The organism is Virgibacillus oceani, assembly GCF_014638995.1.
Classification (GTDB): domain Bacteria; phylum Bacillota; class Bacilli; order Bacillales; family Amphibacillaceae; genus Virgibacillus_E; species Virgibacillus_E oceani.
Map to the genome: position 1 here is coordinate 95,043 of NZ_BMFR01000011.1, position 17,633 is coordinate 112,675.

Consider the following 17,633-nt stretch of genomic DNA (forward strand, 5'->3'; position numbering starts at 1 on the left):
TTTTCATATCCCCTTTTTAATTAATGCATAAGTATCGTTATACCTTTTTCTCTAGCTACGTCACGAGCTAAAGGAGTAATTAACGTGCCTGGGTGAATGGTAATAGTTTTCTCATCCCATGCTTCTACATGATCTTTCGTCAGAACCTTTTCAATAAATTCTTCCTGTGACCAATCAAAAGCTTTTCTGGGAAGTACCTGGTCAATAGGGGATAAACATACACCATATTCTTCTAATTGTTTCCTGTAATACAATAATTGGTTCACATAGTTTTTATTGCCCGCTATTTCCCCATCACGATAGATGATTTCTGATAATGAATGATCCAATACAAAATTAACCTGACAATTTTTTAGAATCAGCTTAGAGAATAATAGACTTTCATGTGTGTCTGTTATCCCCAATGCTCCCTTTACAAATAGATCTTGATTTACTTCTAAAAAGACGGCATTCTGAAAACCTGTAGGAATGTCGCGATCCGGTTGACTCATTTCCACAACATGCCAATGTCCTTTAAGTTCATTAATTTGTGATTGATTTTTTTCTTTTGCATGATGAACCACAAGCAATCTTGGTTTTGATTCCGAATCAGCCAGTTCCATTCGTTTTATTACCTCACTAACAATTTCTTCGATAACTTGTTTTGTTATCATTGCACATTACCCGCTTTAATGATTTTGCCTTTTTGTCCAGAATGTATTGCACCCGCGTTTGCTTCATCGGTATCAATGTGCATTTCCAAATTATAGTTAGGTGAGATTCGAATACGAACTTTTTCAAACAAGATTGGACGCACGCCATTTTTTATTTCCACACTGACATGTTCTGCATTATGCAATCCCAAATGATAAGCATCATCTTCAGACATATGAATGTGAGCCTGGGCGATGATAAGACCTTCATCTAAATAGACACTGCCTTTAGGTCCTACAATCGTAATTGGTGATGAACCCTGGATATTTCCTGAAAGACGAATTGGTGCTTTCACTCCAAGTTTAAAAGTATCTGTTTGACTAATTTCTACTTGTGTTGCGCCTCTTTCTGGACCCAGAATTCGAACGCCTCCAATACTTCCTTTTAGCCCAACAATTGTAATCGTTTCATTAGCTGCAAACTGACCTGGCTGTGATAAATTAGATCGTTTCGTCAGTTGATATCCTTTGCCAAAAAGCCGTTCTATATCCCGTTTACTTAGATGGCAATGTCGTGCTGATACACCAATAGGTACTTCTTGTTTTGACTTATAATGTAATTGTTTAATCACTTCCGCAACAATTTTTTGTGTGCTTTGTTCATTCATGCAACTCACCCACTCCTTTTAAAACTAGAAAACAAGGAGATCATTTTCTTTATTGCTGAATCTCAAGCTTCGGTAATATCGCATCCAGTTCATTATGCGGACGTGGAATGACATGTACCGATAAAAGTTCACCGACACGTTGTGCTGCTGCACTTCCTGCGTCAGTTGCGGCTTTTACTGCACCTACATCACCAATGACAAGTACGGTTACAATTCCGCCCCCTACATGAACTTTTCCTGCCAAGTTGACGTTTGCTGCCTTTACCATTGCATCCGCTGCCTCCAGCGAAGCTACTAACCCTCTTGTTTCGATCATTCCAAGTGCACCATTTAAATTAGCCATTTATAATTCCTCCTACTATTATTGATAGTTTTTTATTACGCTATTGACTATATCGGAAACAGTCTCTGAATTAATTGTGTTTGATTGAATGTTTATTTCCTTCAATACCTTATCCACAATTTCTTCCACACGATTATCATTTGAATTATCGTGCCATTCGTTTTGAACATGCCGGGAAGGTTGTGGAACGACAACATCTTTGATTCCATGTGCCACTCGTTTAATATTGATCAAATGATGTGCAGTAATATTGTCCGATGTAATGTTTCCACCATAACTGCCACATCCAAGTGTCATCGAAGGCATCAGTCCCGTTGTTGCCCCTGCCGCTCCAATCGAGGCAAGTGTATTTATCATTATGCGTGATACTGGCATTTCCAGGCCGTATGTACGAATGACTTCCTCATCGGTTGTATGAAGCGATAGGCTGTGTCCTCTCCCGCCAATATTCAATAAATTGATACAAAATTCTTTTGCTTCCACTTCATCGTTTGCCGTATACAACGGAAAAATAGGGGCTAGTTTTTCTATAGAAAACGGAATATCCTTGCCAATTCGATCTTCTTCCGCGATAAGTAACCGAGTCCCAGGTGGAACACACAATCCCGCCATTGCAGCTATTTTTTCCGCAGGACGTCCGACAATTTTAGGATTTAGCCCGTTTCTTGCTGGCGAAATAACATCTTCCATTTTTACCTTTTCAGCTTTATTCAAAAAATAGGAACCATTATTTTTCAATTCACGCACTGCCATTTCTTTAATATTCTTATGAACGACAATCGCTTGCTCGGTAGCACAAATCGTTCCATTGTCAAACGTTTTACTATCGACAATCATTTTTATCGCATTTTTTACATTAGCTGTTTTTTCAATGTATACTGGAACATTTCCTGGCCCGACACCATAGGCGGGTTTACCAGAGCTGTATGCTGCCTTGACTAATCCACCTCCACCTGTTGCGAGAATTAAATCAACATCTTTATGTTTCATCAGTTCAGATGTCGCCGCCATGGTTGGTTTTCTAATCCAGCCAATTAACCCTTCTGGTGCGCCAGCTTCAACAGCAGCCTGATTGCATACCTTTAATGCCTCAATCGTGCACTTTACGGCTGTTGGGTGTGGACTTACCACAATGGCATTCCTTGTTTTCAATGAAATTAATGTTTTAAAAAATGCCGTAGCAGTAGGATTCGTGGTCGGTATAATACAGGCAATCACCCCAAACGGATAGGCAATTTCTGTTATTTTCTTGTTCCGATCTTCGCGAATAATTCCGACCGTCTTCTCACTTTTTATAGATTCATAGACTCCCATAGAACTTAATTCATTCTTCATCTTTTTATGTTCAGCAACACCCATCCCGGTCTCTTCCACTGCCAATTTTGCTAAAGAACCGGATGCAAGATGGGCTTTTTCGGCAACATATTTAACAATTTGATCCACTTGTTCTTGGGAATACTCCATATACATAGATTGTGCCTGTTTTGCCTTACTAACCATATCCCGCATTTGCTGGACGGATTCTAAATCACGATCCATTTTGGGAAACACTCCTTTCTTCATGGAATAAGGCAAGATTTCTAATAAAATCTAGAGAATTTCACCATTTCTGTCGACTGATCATCATTAGATTGTTTTCCACTCCCAAGCAAGGTACTTATTTGCTTCCATTGTCTAATCTCGTCATTGGTGAGCGGTACATAATCGTTTGATGGCGGAGTCTCAGTCCTTGTCTTGCTCAGTTTTATCGATATATCGCCCCATCGCTCTAATTCCTCTTCCGTCAGTGGCTGATAAGAAACATTCGACGTCTTAGCTGCCTCTGAATGGGCGAATGATGTAGAATGCGCTTCTATTTTTGAAATGACTATTCGTGTTATTTTCTCTACTAAATTCGGATCCACTTTCTCACCACCCGTATCACTTCATACTTTCCAAATACTTTTCTGCTAGAGGATCCGTATCAACGGTAAAACCATCCCCTAGTTCTTCGGTCGTTTCATTGTTTCGACTACCAACCCAAGCAACAAGCTGCAATCGCCGCATCATAACAAACGTTGGGATTTCCTGTACTTCCTCTTGCGAAAGGTTTCTTACTTTCCGGTAACCTTTTATCCATGATTCTATTAAGCCAGGAACATAGGATTTATGTTCAATGAAACTTAACGATGTAGCTAAATCATAGAGATACCAGCCATAACCGCAATCATCAAAATCAATTACTTTAATCTGGTCTCCCTCAACGAGTAAATTTGCTAGACGTAAATCAGAGTGAATGAGGCCATAACGTGTTGATTTTTTCCCAAACGCCTCAAGCCTTGCTTGAATTTTCTCCGATACCTTCTGAAATAATACAGCCCTTTCAGGTGTAATGGCCAAACCATCCTGCCATTTCCCCCATTTCGGTTTATCACCCAATATCGTTTCATAGTTCCATGACAATCGTTTGATATTATCCAAATTTGTTCCGTAATTAATACTGTGGTCGTGCAGGAGGGCGGTAATTTCACCTAGAATCTCAAATTGCCTGATAAGTTCACTTTCCTTTTCCTCATCTGGGGCATCCCCTTCTAAAAAGGTAAACAGTGTACAATAATATCGCTTTTTATCTAAGGTAACTTCTTGAATATATTCGCCGTTCTTAGCTCTTATAGGTAATGCTACATGTAGTGAAGCATGTTTATTGATAGATTCTAGCCAAATAAGTTCACTTTCGATTTCCGTTTTTGTGTGGTAGTCTGGACGGCTCACCCGCAAAATTTGCTTAGCTCCTGTTGTTGGATGTTTTACCAAATACGTAGCATTTTCTGAGTAATTCAGCAATGTAATCGTCGATTGAGATAACGCGGGATATGATTGGATTGCTATCTTTGCAATTTGAAGGTATTTCTCTAATTGATCTTCCCATGGATCATAATTGCTCATATCTCTACCCCTTTCTATACAGTAAGGCTATAGTTGGACGAATCTACCATTCTAGCTACTTCTTTAATGCTATACTCGCACCGATTCAGTAGTTCATCACAAAACTCTTTATCACAAAGTAAACCCGGTTTAAATTGAAGCACTCTTGGATCAAGCATTGAATAAATCGCCCAGACACCATTCTGATAGAGAGAACGCATCACATGCTTCGCCCCTTCTGGATGGTTGAACTCCAATCCCATCACAACCCCGCTCTGCCGAATCCCTTTGAAGAATTGTGCGTTTTGACGTTTAATTTCCTCTAAACCAGCGCGTAAATAACGAGCAACAAAATGAACATTTTGCACAACTTCCTCCCGCTGTGACATTTCCAAGACTTTCATTGCAACAATACAGCCTAATTCAGAACCGCCAAAGGTCGAAATATGTGCTGATCCATCCTCATTCATCCAATTGCCTACCCTTTCACTGACAACCGTTGCAGCAATTGGGAAAATACCGCCGCTTAATCCCTTGGATGTGACTAAAATGTCTGGTTCAATTCCATATTGCTCAATTCCCCACATTTTACCTGTACGCATTAATCCTGTTTGTACTTCATCCGCAACATACAACGTTCCATACCGCTCACACATTTTTTTCACGGCTGCAAGGTAACCATCGTTAGGCAATGGGAATCCATATGTTGCTGGAATAGTTTCGATAACGACACCTGCAACATCCCCTTTTGAAAGTACAGCTTCCATTTCATTTAAATTATTAAATGGCACATGAATAAACTCACCAGGTTCTCCTTCACTCAAGAAAGGGCTTGAGTATCGTTCATTCCCTAGGGATACTGCAAAACCAGTATGGCCATGATAACCATATTCAATCGATACAATTTTTTTCCGCTTGGTTGCGTAGCGAGAGCATTTGACAGCAACATCAACCGCTTCCCCTCCACCACTTGCCAAAATCGAATACTTCAAGCTGCTTGGTGTTGACTTCGCAAGATCCTCTGAAAGCTGTGCCCGTGCTATCGATGGAAAGTGATGGTTTCCAATATCAAATTTATCCATCGCCTCAATCAATGTAGCGATTATTTCCGGGTTTCGATGTCCAAGATTAAATGTTCCCCCATTCAAATGAACATCCATTAATCGTTTTCCATTCATATCGTAAAAATAATAACCTTCTCGTTTTTCCATCACTAAATCAATACCATCTTTTTGCCATTGCCTTGTTTTTCCCGGATTCCACCAATTTATCGATTGTTCAAGGACATCCTTTTTACTTTTTATTTCAAACATTGTCTTCCCTCACTTTGAGAACCATTAGTATGAATCCTTTCATTCTTTATCAAATTAACGTAACCTGGCTATTTATTGTCGTCAGCAATAAATAGCTCAACGTTATTTTTGGCTAAAGTATTTTTCCATTCAATAGAGCAGTTCTTATCCGAAATCACCATGGATGCCTCTGATATCGAGCACATATAAGCAAATGTTGTTCTTCCAAACTTGGTGTGATCCGCTAAAATAAAAACATCCTCGGAACGCTCCATCATTTTTCGTGAAATACTTGACCCGTTTAAATCGTAATCCGTAATCCCATTAGAGATTGATATCCCCCCTGCAGCAATAAATGCTTTGTTTGCTTTCAAGTACTGAAGCATGCCTTCTGATAAGGGACCGCTTGTATACTTTTGATTTTTTTCTAATTCCCCTCCTATAAAAATAAGCCGGCCATTGAATATCTCCATCGCCAGCAACATAACAGGCAGTGACGGTGTGATAATCGTTATATTATTTTTATCTTTTATATAGCGAACGATTTCCAATGGTGTTGTCCCATTGCCAATAATGATAATGTCATCATCTTTGACGAATGATGCTGCCGCTTTACAAATGTCTTTTTTTTCTTTTTCATTAATGGCTGTTTTTTGGTCAAAAGGTAATTCCCAAGCATTAAACCGCGATTTTACAGCTCCTCCGTACACTTTCCGCAGTAGCCCATCTTTTTCTAGCCGATCTAAATCACGTCTGATCGTCTCATCGGAAACCTCCAGTGCCCCTGCCAAAGCACGTACTTGTACTTTTTCTTCATTTTCTAGTGAATCTATAATAATTTTTTTACGCTCTTCAAACGACAATGACATTCAAGGACCACCTACTATTTTTTGTGAACTTTTTATTCTTCAGGCAGTGTTTGACCCCCATCAACGATAATTGTCTGGCCAGTAATAAAACCAGCCTCTTTAGAAGCTAAAAAAAGGGCCGCATTTCCAATATCCTCTACTTTCCCTAGTTTTTTCAATGGAATTGCTGCTGCCATCTCTTTTAAATAACTTTCTCCCATACCTTCTAAGCCTTCTGTCATAACATTTCCCGGCATTACAGCATTTACGGTAATACCGTCATCCGCTAATTCCAGTGCAGCTGTTTTCATAAAACCAAGTTGCGCAGCTTTACTTGCTGCATAATGGGACCAACCTGAATAGCCAGTTATTGGGCCAGTAATGGATGATGTGATCACAACGCGCCCAAACTCTGCCTTTTTCAGATAAGGGATACAAGCTTGAACGGCATGAAATGTCCCCTTAGCATTTGTATTCAGTACAAGATCCCAATTCTCATTGGTCATTTCTTCAATTTTTACTGATGGGAAAATACCCGCATTAGAACACAACACATCGATCCCACCGAAGTGACTTACTACCTGTTTAATTGCCGACTCTATTGACCCACGATTTGTTACATCTCCCTTAAAAGCCCGTACCTGGCCCTCTGAATTGCTAAGTTCAGCAGCACATGATTCTGCAGCATCCAAATGTCGTGCAATAATCGCTACATTTGCCCCATGATTAGCGAATACACGTGCAATCCCCTTACCAATCCCCTTACTTCCTCCAGTTACAACTACCGTATTCCCCTTAACCGAATTAAACATAATAATTAAACAACTCCTAATCATCCTTTGTAAGTTTCACACAACAATCCAAAGGAAAAATACCGAAAAAGGCTGTTTGATGTTGTTTATTTAGTTGGATTTTATGTGATAGTAATTTATATGTCCTAGGTAGCCAAGTTATTCTTAATATATATGGATGGGCTTTATGAGAGGTTTTGAAATTCAGGTCAAGTTGAAAGTGGCTTGTTGTGGGTGTTTATAGTTAGTAGTGAAAAGCACACAAAAAAGGATCTAGCTTCAATAGTTTTTGTAGATATTATGTATGAGGAATTTAATTGGTTGAGACTTGTTTTCCCACAAAAAACGGCTCAGGGTTTCAACCGAGCCGCCTTTGCTTGCTGCTTTATTGTTTTATTTACTGTAGGATATAAGATTTCTCCCCAAAACTAAACCTGCGGACCAATATGCCAATTATATCAACACTTCCAGATTTGGCTTTTTTCCTTTTAATGGATTACTAGCCTCAAATGCATATCCGACTTTTAGAATTTTTTCTTCCTTGAATGCTGGTCCTATGAGCTGCATTCCCACAGGTATCCCCTCGATTAAACCACATGGAAGTATTAATGACGGTAATCCTGCAAGATTTACAGGCCCAGTAAAGCGGGTTAAGTTATCAAGTAAATGAACGTCATTTCCATTTATCTGAACAAATTTATTCCCAATATCAGGTGTGTGTGCAGGTGTTGAAGGCGCTAATAAAACATCTACTTTTTCAAATGCCTTTTTAAAATCCGATTTTAATTTCCGTCTAATTTGCTGTGCCTGCAAATAATCAACCGCTGAAAACATTTGCCCCGACTCAATTAATAGTCTGACATCGTCACCATAATCTAGTGGTCTCGAATTAATGTTGTAATGGTGCACCGTTCCTAATTCTGAAAAATCGGTAACCATTAAGGCATATTCAGCGAACTCCAAAACTGGGACTTCAACCGTTTCAATCCTAGCTCCCATGCTTTTAAGTACTTTAATCGCCGATCGGACAGCCTGTTCCACATCATTATCAACATCTTTAAAAAAGTAATCCTCATTGATACCTATTACCATTCCAGCAATGTCTGTAGTCAGATGATCTCGATAATTTACGGCTGACGTTTTAATTGAAGATGGGTCATTTTCATCAAATCCTTCAATTTCAGAGAGTATGGTTGCGGCATCGGCAACTGTCTTACTCATCGGACCAACATGATCCAATGACCATGCTTCGGGAAAACATCCATATTTACTAACCTTGCCATAAGTCGGTTTCAAACCCACAATCCCACAAAATGAAGATGGTATATTTATAGAACCAGACGTATCTGTGCCTAAAGATGCAATCGACATATTCGCTGCAATAGCAACACCTGGGCCACCGCTCGAGCCACCTGATATTTTATTAGGATTCCATGGATTCCTGCTTGGACCATAATGTGGATTTTCAGTTGTTACACCTAGGGCATATTCATGCATGTTTAATTTGCCAGTAAAAATAACTCCTGCATCCCGCAGGCGCTTTATAACAGTTGCATCATAAGTAGACATGAAATTTTGATGAATCTTTGAACCCATCGTCGTAATTTTATTTTTAAAATAAATATTGTCTTTAATCCCCATCGGAATACCGTGAAGACTCCCGCGATAGTTCCCCCGTATTATTTCCTCCTCCGCTTTTTTTGCTGCTTGCCTAGCCTCACCATCGTAAATACTCAGGTAGGCATTTAAAGATTTATTATACTTTTCAACCTGATTTAATACAGAATCAGTTAATTCAACAGGGGATATTTTTCGCTCGCGAATTAACGGAGAAAGCTCTTCAATTGATTTTGTCGCAAGTTCTTCATTAGCCAACATGATCACCACCCGGGACTGATTTAAACGCTATATCACTGTCTTCCAATAATGAACGATCAAGAGCTTGCTTCTGTATCTTGGCTGACTCATACAATTCTGAAAGCTCATCATAATCACTTTCTGGGATCAGCATTCCTTTAGATTCCAACAATTGAATGATTAAAGGCTTCACTGGCATCTTCTCCTTTATTTCAATGCAAATGTGAAAGTGTGTAGCACTGTCCTATTTAGCATTGTTTAGAATTAATAGTATTAATTGTTAGGATTTTTTATGCCATGCTGTTTTGTGGCATAGTTGGAGATGATAATGTGAGGATGGTCGATTCAGTTCTGATTTTACTTGATACGTTACTGCATTAGTTTAATTCGGTTAAAGCTGTGTAGAACAGGGGATTACTGATTACTTCCTCCCTAATGCATCATCTAAGTGTAGTTCCTATAAAGTAGTGGGGGCAACGGGTTTATGCCTCCGCGGGTGGATGATCTAATAGCCCAACTTAGCACTATTTTATTTTTTATATTACAATTAGTATTAAGAAAAATATTAGGAGTGACTATATTGTCTGAAAAGATTGATAGCAATAAAATGTTAAATAAGTTTCATTCGAAAAAGGATACTGAGGAAAAAGGCGAACATAATTCACAACAAAATGATTACAGTAACAAACTAAAAAATGTTAATCCTGAAGGAGAAACACAAAAGAATCAAGAGCATTTTTCTGAAGAGAAATTTTATAAAAAGACATTGAAGTTTTCCAAGAAAATGGGTGTGAAGATTACCTACTACAGTCTTCTATTGTTCTATTCATTCAAAAGTCCTAAGACACCAAAGAAGGCTAAGTTAACTATTGCTGGTGCACTTGGATATTTAATATTACCTATTGATGCAATTCCAGACTTTATTCCTGTTGTAGGATTTGGAGATGATCTTGCGGTGATAGTCTACGCACTTTATAAAGTAATTTCTCATATAGATGATGATATAAAAGGACAAGCACACGAAAGAATGAAAAAGCTTTTTGGAGAAAATTATGATGATAAGGATATTGATGAAAGTTTGAAACCTGTTTTTTAGGTCATATTTGATTTTTTATGGTATGAGGGAATAGAGTTTTCCTATAGGTTTGGGTGACAGCACCCAAACCTTATCTTTTACAAGTATCTAGGAATTATTTTTTATTAAATTCTAGTATTTCATAAACCGAATACAGTACCAAAGCAGAAGGTCTGCCCATTAGCTCTGCTGAAGAAATTGAATGAGAAGAACAGGAAATTGCTAAATTGTTAGCGGAATTCACGAATAAAAAAATACAATGTGGATGCTAAACTATTTTACAATCCGTATTGTATTTTTCACTTTAACCCACTTAGGTAAGATTTCCATTCACAATAAAGAGTATTTTGCAATATTCTCAATCCAACAACAAATAAATATCCATATCCCCCACCGCATCAAATCCAACCGTCACATGAAGCGCCTGCCTATACCCTGACAATGACGTGTCGCCCTGAATGATCGTTGGTGAGGTAATGTCCGTATTAATTCCCTCCTCTACGATGTTGGTGGAAAGACTGCCGGCAAGCATATTTCCCAGCTCCCCACTAAACGACGCGAGCATTTCTCCTTCTAACGGCATGCCAAACATTTTCTCGCCAATAGATCCGAACACTGCCGTATCGCCTGACAAAACCAATTTGCCTCTTACATCTCCGGTAATGCCAATTAGAACGCCAAAATTTGTATGCAGTGCTTTTCCCAATAGTTGGGGCTTTGATATTTCGTGCTTGATCGGCACGACTGTTTTCAGTGATACATACGTGCCATTTAATAAATCCTTAACGATTTTATTCCTTTTATCCATTGTAATTGTCATGGGTTCACACTCCTTCCTTTACTAAAGTTCATCCGTATTTATTTTATGATTTGGCAAAATCAGCACTTCAACACGGCGATTTTTCCGACGGTTTTCGTCATTATTGTTTGGCGCTGCCGGCTGATGCTCCCCATAGCCTTTTGCACTGAATTTCTCTGGATCAAGATCATCATTTTTTAATACGAGCTTCATGAAATTCACCGCACGGATAACACTCAGCTCCCAGTTGGAGGCAAATTGTTCGTTATGAATCGGTCTATCGTCAGTGTGCCCGCTAATGACGATTTGATGTGGCGGATCGGAATAAAGAAATTTAGAGATTTCCTTGGCGATCTCCTCACCCTTAGGCTTCACCTCGGCACTCGCAGAATCAAACGAGACATCATTGGAAATCGTAATCATCAGGCCTTCATTGGTCAATTTTGTGCCAAGCTCACGTGTCAGGTCATTCTCTTTTATATAAGAATTAATCCGCTCCTGAACCGCCTTTAATTCCTCAAGCTCACGGTTGCCCTTATCCTCATCTTTTTCCTTATCTTCCTCATCTTTCTCCAGGTCAATTGGTGTTTTTGCTGGCATCTCAACATTGCTTTCACTATGCTCAAAAATGTTATTGCCGCCAGAGAATTCATTTTTAAACACTTGCGACAGCTCCTTATACCGCTCCACATCGACCTCACTCATTGCAAACAGGACGATGAACAGTGCGACAAGAAGCGTCAGCATGTCTGAATATGGAAGCAGCCATGATTCATTTATATGTACTTTATTGCGCTTCTTTTTCCGCTTCATCTTGACCCTCCATCGCCATTTTTTCCAATTCCCTTGCTGGCAAATACGAGCTCAATTTTTCCTTAACAATTTGCGGAGATTCGCCATTAGTGATCGACAATACACCTTCAACCATCACTAATTTAATGCGGACCTCGTTCTCCGATTTTTCCTTCAGCTTATTTGCAAACGGATGCCACAGCACATATCCCGTGAAAATCCCGAGCATTGTCGCAATGAACGCCGCGGAAATCGCATGACCAAGGGCTTCGGTATCATCCATATTGCTGAGTGCTGCAATCAGTCCAATTACCGCACCAAGCACTCCTAATGTCGGTGCATAGGTACCCGCCTGCGAAAAAATGGATGCACCTTTTTGATGGCGCTCCTCCATCGCATCAATTTTCTCCAGCATGACTTCTTTAATAAATTCGGGTGTCTGTCCATCGATGACCAATTGCAAACCCGAGGCAAGGAAACTGTCGTTTAATTTTCCCAGTTCACTTTCAAGTGACAGAATTCCCTCTCTTCTGCTGCGTTCGGCAAGCCTTGAGAAAACACCAATCACTTCACGCATACTACTATTCTTTTCCTTGGAAAAAACAATTTTTATTAATGTTGGTACATTTTTTAACGTACTCATCGGAAATGCGATACACACAGATGCCGCAGTCCCAAGCAGAATAATCAATAATGCGGCCGGGTTAATGATCGCAGCAGGACTTACTCCTTTTAAAATCATCCCTGCTCCAATTCCGATAATCCCAAGCAAAATTCCGATTATTGACGCCTTATCCATTTCGTAACCCCCATTGCAGTTTAATGCATAGTTTGATAGTTACATTATCGGCAAATTCAAGCTCGATCTGAATAGTAATGAGGCAATTTTATACAGATTTCGACAGTTTTTATGTATTTGTATATATTTTTCTATTTAACTATTAATTTTTTCCAATTTCGTGCTATAATGGTAGAAATCTGAAGTTCACTATATAGAATAGAGGGAGGAATAAGAAAATTGGCGAATAAAAAGTTGTTCTTTTCAGTAACCGCAAGTGCAATAATTGCATCGGCATTTGTAGCTGCTGATGAAGCAGAGGCAGCGTCGTATAAGGTTAAAAGTGGAGATTCATTATGGTCCATCGCACAGAAATATAACACGAGTGTTGCATCATTAAAGTCCATTAACAATCTATCAAACGACATTATTTTCCCGAATCAGGTATTGGAAACAGATAAAAAACAATCGTCAACAAAACCTGCTGATAATGCATCTACTAACAATAAAACTACTACATATACAGTAAAACCAGGCGATACATTAAGCGGAATCGCATTTAAACATAATATTTCATTAGCAGATTTGATGAAGTGGAATAACTTGGACTCGACACTGATTTATCCAGGGAACGTATTTAAGGTGAGTGCAGGATCAGGTTCCAGTTCCGATTCAAGCTCGAATAATGGCGGAAATACAAGCAAACCACCTAAGGAACAGGTAGGATCAGCAAAGGTGTACACTGTCAAATCAGGTGACACCCTATCAGGAATTGCTTCACGAAATGGCGTGACAGTGTCTGAATTGAAGAAATGGAATGGCTTGAGCTCCGATTTAATCCTAATCGGCCAAAAATTAAATATCGGCAGTGATGGTGCTGCTGCAGACTCAGGATCAAGTGCCGGGTCTAATGATGCACCAGCCGATGTTGACTACAATGTTAACAAGCTAATCAGCGTTGCCAAAAGCATGTCTGGCGTAAACTATCAATGGGGCGGTTCCACACCAGCAGGATTCGACTGCAGCGGATTTATTTACTATACGTATAAAAAGGCCGGCATGAGCATTAGCCGCCTGTCCAGCGGAGGATACTACAACCGCTCATTCTACGTAAACAAGCCAGTACCCGGCGATCTCGTATTCTTTGAAAATACGTATAAATCCGGCATCTCCCATCTAGGAATCTATTTAGGCGGAAATCAATTTATTCATGCAGGATCAAGCGGCGTGCAAATCAGCAGCCTGAGCAGCTCGTATTGGAGCAAGCATTTTGACGGGTATAAGCGATTTTATTAAAATGTATTAGGTTTATGAAAAGCCGGCTTTTGGTTAAATTTTATAAAGGGCCGGTTAGGGACTCCAGCATGTGGCTGGAGTCTTTTTTTGTTGGTGGTGATGGGGGGCTCGTGTGGAGTTATGGCTTGCTCGGGTGCGGGCGGGCTCGCTCGAGTGCGGCGCGTTATCGCTCGAGTGCAGTGCATCCTCGCTCGAGTGCGGCGCGGGCTCGCTCGAGTGCGGCGCGTTATCGCTCGAGTACAGCGGGGGCTCGCTCGAGTGCGGGGCGGGCTCGCTCGAGTGCGGCGCGGGCTCGCTCGAGTGCGGCGCGTTCTCGCTCGAGTGCAGCGCGTTATCGCTCGAGTGCGGCGCGGGCTCGCTCGAGTGCGGGGCGGGCTCGCTCGAGTGCGGCGCGGGCTCGCTCGAGTGCAGCGCGTTCTCGCTCGAGTTCAGCGCGGGCTCGCTCGAGTGCGGGGCGTTCTCGCTCGAGTGCGGCGCGTTCTCGCTCGAGTGTGGGGCGTTCTCGCTCGAGTTCAGCGGGGGCTCGCTCGAGTGCGGCGCGGGCTCGCTCGAGTTCGGCGCGGGCTCGCTCGGGTGCGGGGCGTTCTCGCTCGGGTGCGGCGCGTTCTCGCTCGAGTACGGCGCGTTCTCGCTCGAGTGCAGTGCATCCTCGCTCGAGTATGGGGCGTTCTCGCTCGAGTGCAGTGCATCCTCGCTCGAGTATGGGGCATTCTCGCTCGAGTTCAGCACGTTCTCGCTCGAGTTCAGCGCGTTCTCGCTCGAGTTCAGCAAGTTCTCGCTCGAGTGCAGCGCGTTCTCGCTCGAGTGCGGCGCGTTCTCGCTCGAGTGCGGCGCGTTCTCGCTCGAGTGCGGCGCGTTCTCGCTCGAGTTCAGCGCGTTCTCGCTCGAGTGCGGTGCATCCTCGCTCGAGTGAACAGCATCTCGCTCAGACGAGGTGCAGGCTGCAATATACTCATCAATTAATTCCTATACCACCTCTTACTCCTGCTATCGTAATTTAGATCTGAACTTTTTAATACCCTTGTGGCAGTATTTCTAGAGGATAATTGTAAAAACCGCATACACTCTGAATTAGTTATCCATGGTCTGATCAGCAATAAATAGTCATTCAACGCGCGCTTATGAGCATATTTCGAGCGGATACCGCATGTTCTGCACTCCCAATTATTATAAATGCGCTTCATCCCTAACCGTCCACATCCAGGACATTGCACCCCTGTAACTATATCCTTCTCCAAAACACCGTACTTCCGTAATATATCAATATCAAATTCACGACACGCACGTAGAATCATTTCCCCTATTCTCCGGTTCTCCATCCTTTTATGACCGCCATGTGCATATTTTTCATCTATCTCTATTATCTTCATAGGTATATATTCGCCATGCATCACCACCTCGGAAATAGCCTGCTTGTCTCCATTGACTTTAATAATGGTGGAAGGTTCACTTATCGCAATTAAATAATGTACAGGAATGTTATGATAATTGTGTTCATGCAGCCAGTTGGTGAGTTTGAGCTTGCTGGTTTCAGCTTGTGTGATGGGATAGCGGAACCCTGTATCAATATCGCCGTTATTGCGGATACATTGTTTGAAGGTTGTATCAAAGGTAATAGTTCCATCAAAATTCTTAATTTCAATTGGAAAAATGGCATGGGGTGTAATGATCACGGAATCTAATTGGAAGGTCTTCCCGTTAACTGCTAAGCAAACATCGTGGAGTATCGTGTGGTTTCCGGGGAGCAGATCGAGATGATAATCAACTTTTTGCTCTCCGATATATCCTTTATATCGATTGGCAGCTTCGTGCTGCATGTCAGAGAGTTTTTTAAATTGTGGTGATAATCGTGGAATAATTGCATCAAGCTTTTGAAGAGGTAGTGGTTTATTACGTTTTTTGATAATCATTGCATGCTCCTTTTAATTAATTGTATTAGACTTATTAAGGATTACCCTCACAGTCTATTCCCTTGCCAATTGTGTCAATATGCTAAGCTCCTCGTTTCTAATTCTGTATTAATAGGTTGACTCGAATACTTTTTTAACAGATTATAAGAACGTTCAAAGTTATCAAACCTTTGCCTCCAACGAATTCCCAATATACGATACACCCCTTTTAAAATTATCAACAACCAAGATGTTAAAAAATGAACATCCATTATATAAATAAAATTATAATACAAAATTCCCATTGAATCCATAATCTGCGCATTTAAATTAGAACTGGTTATTGATAAAATAAAAGGTTTTCTGCAAGTGCAGAGAACCTTTTATTTAGCTAAATTTTGACTGAATTAATCGTTTAAGTCTAACTCATCGTGATTTCCAATAAATACGAACCTCATAAAATTCCATGTTACTTATCACGTACCGGCCACTTTAATGCATTGCGCACTTATCAGGGGTCATTGTGCGATCAGTCCCAGGTATTGCGCGCTTATCTCGGTTAATCAGGTTTAATCCAAGTAACGCCAAGCACCACCAAGTTTTTCGCGCGTTCGTTGCACATAATCGCGCGCCTAAATGCCATTTCAACCTGCCCCCAAGCACACAAAGCACCTTAAGCCCACCACATATCCGCTGGAGACTCTTCTATATTAACTCCCTTCAAATTCCTAACCGCTGCCTTAAACCCTTCATCAATCGACATGATCGGATCCTCATGCTCGATGCTGATCACATAATCATAGCCATATGTTCTGAGTGCGCTGACAATGTTGGACCATTCCTGGCTGCTGTGACCGTAGCCTACTGAGCGGAATGTCCATGCGCGGGTTTGCACGTTGGAATATGGCTGCATGTCGGTCAGTCCATACATGTTGACATTGTCCTGGTCGATGTACGTATCCTTGGCATGGAAATGGTGGATGGCATTTTCCTTGCCAAGAATTTTAATCGCTGCAACTGGGTCGATCCCTTGCCACCATAGATGGCTTGGGTCGAGATTGGCTCCGATTGCATCATTGGTTGCTTCTCGTAATTTAAGCATGGTATATGGTGTATGGACAAGAAAGCCTGCGTGCAGCTCCAAACCGACTTTTACACCGTGGTCTTTGGCAAATTGTCCTTGCTCTTTCCAGTATGGGATGAGCTTGTTTTCCCATTGCCATTTAAAAATATCCGAGTACTCCGTTGGCCAAGGTGTGACCGGCCAATTTGCATACCGTGACTCCTCATTGGAACCTGGTACTCCAGAAAATGTATTGACCACAGGAACATCCATCAATTCCGCCAATTTAACGGTTTTGACAAACGTTTCGTGTGCGTTTTTTGCTACATCTTTGTTTGGCGATACCGGATTGTCATGGCAGCTGAACGCACTGATTGTCAGCCCGCGCGAATGAATTTTGTCAAGATATTCTTTTCGCTTATCTTCACTTTCCAATAATGCATCCAGGTCACAGTGCGCGTTCCCGGGATTTCCCCCAGTGCCTATTTCAACGGCCTGCAATCCTGCATCCTGCACATAATCCAGCATGTCATCCAATGATTTTTCCGAAAACAAAACAGTAAATACTCCTAGTTTCATCTACACTCACTCCCGCTTAAATTTTTT

The 17,633-nt window shown here is 41.1% G+C and carries 19 protein-coding genes; 3 read left to right on the forward strand and 16 right to left on the reverse strand.

Annotated features, from left to right (window positions below):
- Positions 1 to 20 precede the first annotated feature (20 nt).
- The 11 genes from IEV74_RS13360 to IEV74_RS13410 form a co-directional block, all read right to left on the reverse strand.
- The gene (locus IEV74_RS13360) at positions 21 to 653 is read right to left on the reverse strand and encodes a hypothetical protein (RefSeq protein WP_188455870.1); all 633 of its coding nucleotides are present in this window, start codon (positions 651 to 653) and stop codon (positions 21 to 23) included.
- Complete coding sequence (locus IEV74_RS13365) at positions 650 to 1,300, reverse strand: phosphate propanoyltransferase (RefSeq protein WP_188455871.1); 651 nt, start codon at positions 1,298 to 1,300, stop codon at positions 650 to 652. The genes IEV74_RS13360 and IEV74_RS13365 overlap by 4 nt, the downstream gene beginning before the upstream one ends.
- A gap of 49 nt (positions 1,301 to 1,349) precedes the next feature.
- Complete coding sequence (locus IEV74_RS13370; protein WP_188455872.1) at positions 1,350 to 1,643, reverse strand: BMC domain-containing protein; 294 nt, start codon at positions 1,641 to 1,643, stop codon at positions 1,350 to 1,352.
- 18 nt (positions 1,644 to 1,661) lie between these two features.
- Positions 1,662 to 3,182: an aldehyde dehydrogenase family protein gene (locus IEV74_RS13375; RefSeq protein WP_229683190.1), complete on the reverse strand. Its 1,521-nt coding sequence runs from the start codon at positions 3,180 to 3,182 to the stop codon at positions 1,662 to 1,664.
- Between the two features lie 41 nt (positions 3,183 to 3,223).
- On the reverse strand, positions 3,224 to 3,547 hold the full coding sequence (locus IEV74_RS13380; protein ID WP_188455874.1) for a hypothetical protein: 324 nt from the start codon (positions 3,545 to 3,547) through the stop codon (positions 3,224 to 3,226).
- A 16-nt stretch (positions 3,548 to 3,563) separates the two neighbouring features.
- Positions 3,564 to 4,568 carry a phosphotransferase enzyme family protein gene (locus IEV74_RS13385; protein WP_188455875.1) on the reverse strand — a complete coding sequence of 335 codons (1,005 nt, stop codon included), beginning with the start codon at positions 4,566 to 4,568 and terminating at the stop codon, positions 3,564 to 3,566.
- 14 nt (positions 4,569 to 4,582) lie between these two features.
- A complete protein-coding gene (locus IEV74_RS13390) occupies positions 4,583 to 5,860 on the reverse strand; it encodes a class-III pyridoxal-phosphate-dependent aminotransferase (RefSeq protein WP_188455876.1) in 1,278 nt (425 codons plus the stop codon).
- A gap of 68 nt (positions 5,861 to 5,928) precedes the next feature.
- The gene (locus IEV74_RS13395; RefSeq protein WP_188455877.1) at positions 5,929 to 6,708 is read right to left on the reverse strand and encodes a DeoR/GlpR family DNA-binding transcription regulator; all 780 of its coding nucleotides are present in this window, start codon (positions 6,706 to 6,708) and stop codon (positions 5,929 to 5,931) included.
- 32 nt (positions 6,709 to 6,740) lie between these two features.
- Positions 6,741 to 7,499: a 3-oxoacyl-ACP reductase FabG gene (gene fabG / locus IEV74_RS13400; protein ID WP_188455878.1), complete on the reverse strand. Its 759-nt coding sequence runs from the start codon at positions 7,497 to 7,499 to the stop codon at positions 6,741 to 6,743.
- A 432-nt stretch (positions 7,500 to 7,931) separates the two neighbouring features.
- Positions 7,932 to 9,356: an amidase gene (locus IEV74_RS13405; protein ID WP_188455879.1), complete on the reverse strand. Its 1,425-nt coding sequence runs from the start codon at positions 9,354 to 9,356 to the stop codon at positions 7,932 to 7,934.
- On the reverse strand, positions 9,346 to 9,528 hold the full coding sequence (locus tag IEV74_RS13410; protein WP_188455880.1) for a hypothetical protein: 183 nt from the start codon (positions 9,526 to 9,528) through the stop codon (positions 9,346 to 9,348). The genes IEV74_RS13405 and IEV74_RS13410 overlap by 11 nt, the downstream gene beginning before the upstream one ends.
- Positions 9,529 to 9,915: 387 nt before the next feature.
- Between IEV74_RS13410 and IEV74_RS13415 the strand changes: the two genes are divergently transcribed.
- Positions 9,916 to 10,431: a YkvA family protein gene (locus tag IEV74_RS13415; protein WP_229683191.1), complete on the forward strand. Its 516-nt coding sequence runs from the start codon at positions 9,916 to 9,918 to the stop codon at positions 10,429 to 10,431.
- Between the two features lie 337 nt (positions 10,432 to 10,768).
- Here IEV74_RS13415 and IEV74_RS13420 read toward each other — a convergent pair whose 3' ends face one another.
- The 3 genes from IEV74_RS13420 to motA are packed head-to-tail and all read right to left on the reverse strand — an operon-like array spanning position 10,769 to position 12,800.
- Positions 10,769 to 11,230 carry a chemotaxis protein CheX gene (locus IEV74_RS13420; RefSeq protein WP_188455881.1) on the reverse strand — a complete coding sequence of 154 codons (462 nt, stop codon included), beginning with the start codon at positions 11,228 to 11,230 and terminating at the stop codon, positions 10,769 to 10,771.
- A gap of 21 nt (positions 11,231 to 11,251) precedes the next feature.
- Positions 11,252 to 12,022 carry a flagellar motor protein MotB gene (gene motB, locus IEV74_RS13425; RefSeq protein WP_188455882.1) on the reverse strand — a complete coding sequence of 257 codons (771 nt, stop codon included), beginning with the start codon at positions 12,020 to 12,022 and terminating at the stop codon, positions 11,252 to 11,254.
- Positions 11,997 to 12,800, reverse strand: coding sequence for a flagellar motor stator protein MotA (gene motA, locus IEV74_RS13430; protein WP_188455883.1), 804 nt, complete (start codon positions 12,798 to 12,800; stop codon positions 11,997 to 11,999). The genes motB and motA overlap by 26 nt, the downstream gene beginning before the upstream one ends.
- Before the next feature lie 219 nt (positions 12,801 to 13,019).
- Here motA and IEV74_RS13435 point away from each other — a divergent pair, with 219 nt between their 5' ends.
- Both IEV74_RS13435 and IEV74_RS13440 read left to right on the forward strand, forming a co-directional pair.
- Positions 13,020 to 14,075, forward strand: a complete 1,056-nt coding sequence (locus tag IEV74_RS13435; protein WP_188455884.1) for a C40 family peptidase — start codon at positions 13,020 to 13,022, stop codon at positions 14,073 to 14,075.
- A 112-nt stretch (positions 14,076 to 14,187) separates the two neighbouring features.
- On the forward strand, positions 14,188 to 14,988 hold the full coding sequence (locus tag IEV74_RS13440; RefSeq protein WP_188455885.1) for a hypothetical protein: 801 nt from the start codon (positions 14,188 to 14,190) through the stop codon (positions 14,986 to 14,988).
- 46 nt (positions 14,989 to 15,034) lie between these two features.
- Here IEV74_RS13440 and IEV74_RS13445 read toward each other — a convergent pair whose 3' ends face one another.
- A complete protein-coding gene (locus IEV74_RS13445) occupies positions 15,035 to 15,985 on the reverse strand; it encodes a nuclease-related domain-containing protein (protein ID WP_188455886.1) in 951 nt (316 codons plus the stop codon).
- A 652-nt stretch (positions 15,986 to 16,637) separates the two neighbouring features.
- Positions 16,638 to 17,606 carry a sugar phosphate isomerase/epimerase family protein gene (locus IEV74_RS13450; protein WP_188455887.1) on the reverse strand — a complete coding sequence of 323 codons (969 nt, stop codon included), beginning with the start codon at positions 17,604 to 17,606 and terminating at the stop codon, positions 16,638 to 16,640.
- Positions 17,607 to 17,633 lie beyond the last annotated feature (27 nt).

Bases quoted from the DNA above. Each gene is read 5' to 3' on its own strand.
- IEV74_RS13405 (WP_188455879.1), bottom strand. From the start codon at position 9,356: ATGTTGGCTAATGAAGAACTTGCGACAAAATCAATTGAAGAGCTTTCT.
- fabG (WP_188455878.1), bottom strand. From the start codon at position 7,499: ATGTTTAATTCGGTTAAGGGGAATACGGTAGTTGTAACTGGAGGAAGT.
- IEV74_RS13365 (WP_188455871.1), bottom strand. From the start codon at position 1,300: ATGAATGAACAAAGCACACAAAAAATTGTTGCGGAAGTGATTAAACAA.
- IEV74_RS13395 (WP_188455877.1), bottom strand. From the start codon at position 6,708: ATGTCATTGTCGTTTGAAGAGCGTAAAAAAATTATTATAGATTCACTA.
- IEV74_RS13445 (WP_188455886.1), bottom strand. From the start codon at position 15,985: ATGATTATCAAAAAACGTAATAAACCACTACCTCTTCAAAAGCTTGAT.
- IEV74_RS13385 (WP_188455875.1), bottom strand. From the start codon at position 4,568: ATGAGCAATTATGATCCATGGGAAGATCAATTAGAGAAATACCTTCAA.
- IEV74_RS13370 (WP_188455872.1), bottom strand. From the start codon at position 1,643: ATGGCTAATTTAAATGGTGCACTTGGAATGATCGAAACAAGAGGGTTA.
- motA (WP_188455883.1), bottom strand. From the start codon at position 12,800: ATGGATAAGGCGTCAATAATCGGAATTTTGCTTGGGATTATCGGAATT.
- IEV74_RS13360 (WP_188455870.1), bottom strand. From the start codon at position 653: ATGATAACAAAACAAGTTATCGAAGAAATTGTTAGTGAGGTAATAAAA.
- IEV74_RS13450 (WP_188455887.1), bottom strand. From the start codon at position 17,606: ATGAAACTAGGAGTATTTACTGTTTTGTTTTCGGAAAAATCATTGGAT.
- IEV74_RS13390 (WP_188455876.1), bottom strand. From the start codon at position 5,860: ATGTTTGAAATAAAAAGTAAAAAGGATGTCCTTGAACAATCGATAAAT.
- motB (WP_188455882.1), bottom strand. From the start codon at position 12,022: ATGAAGCGGAAAAAGAAGCGCAATAAAGTACATATAAATGAATCATGG.
- IEV74_RS13420 (WP_188455881.1), bottom strand. From the start codon at position 11,230: ATGACAATTACAATGGATAAAAGGAATAAAATCGTTAAGGATTTATTA.
- IEV74_RS13375 (WP_229683190.1), bottom strand. From the start codon at position 3,182: ATGGATCGTGATTTAGAATCCGTCCAGCAAATGCGGGATATGGTTAGT.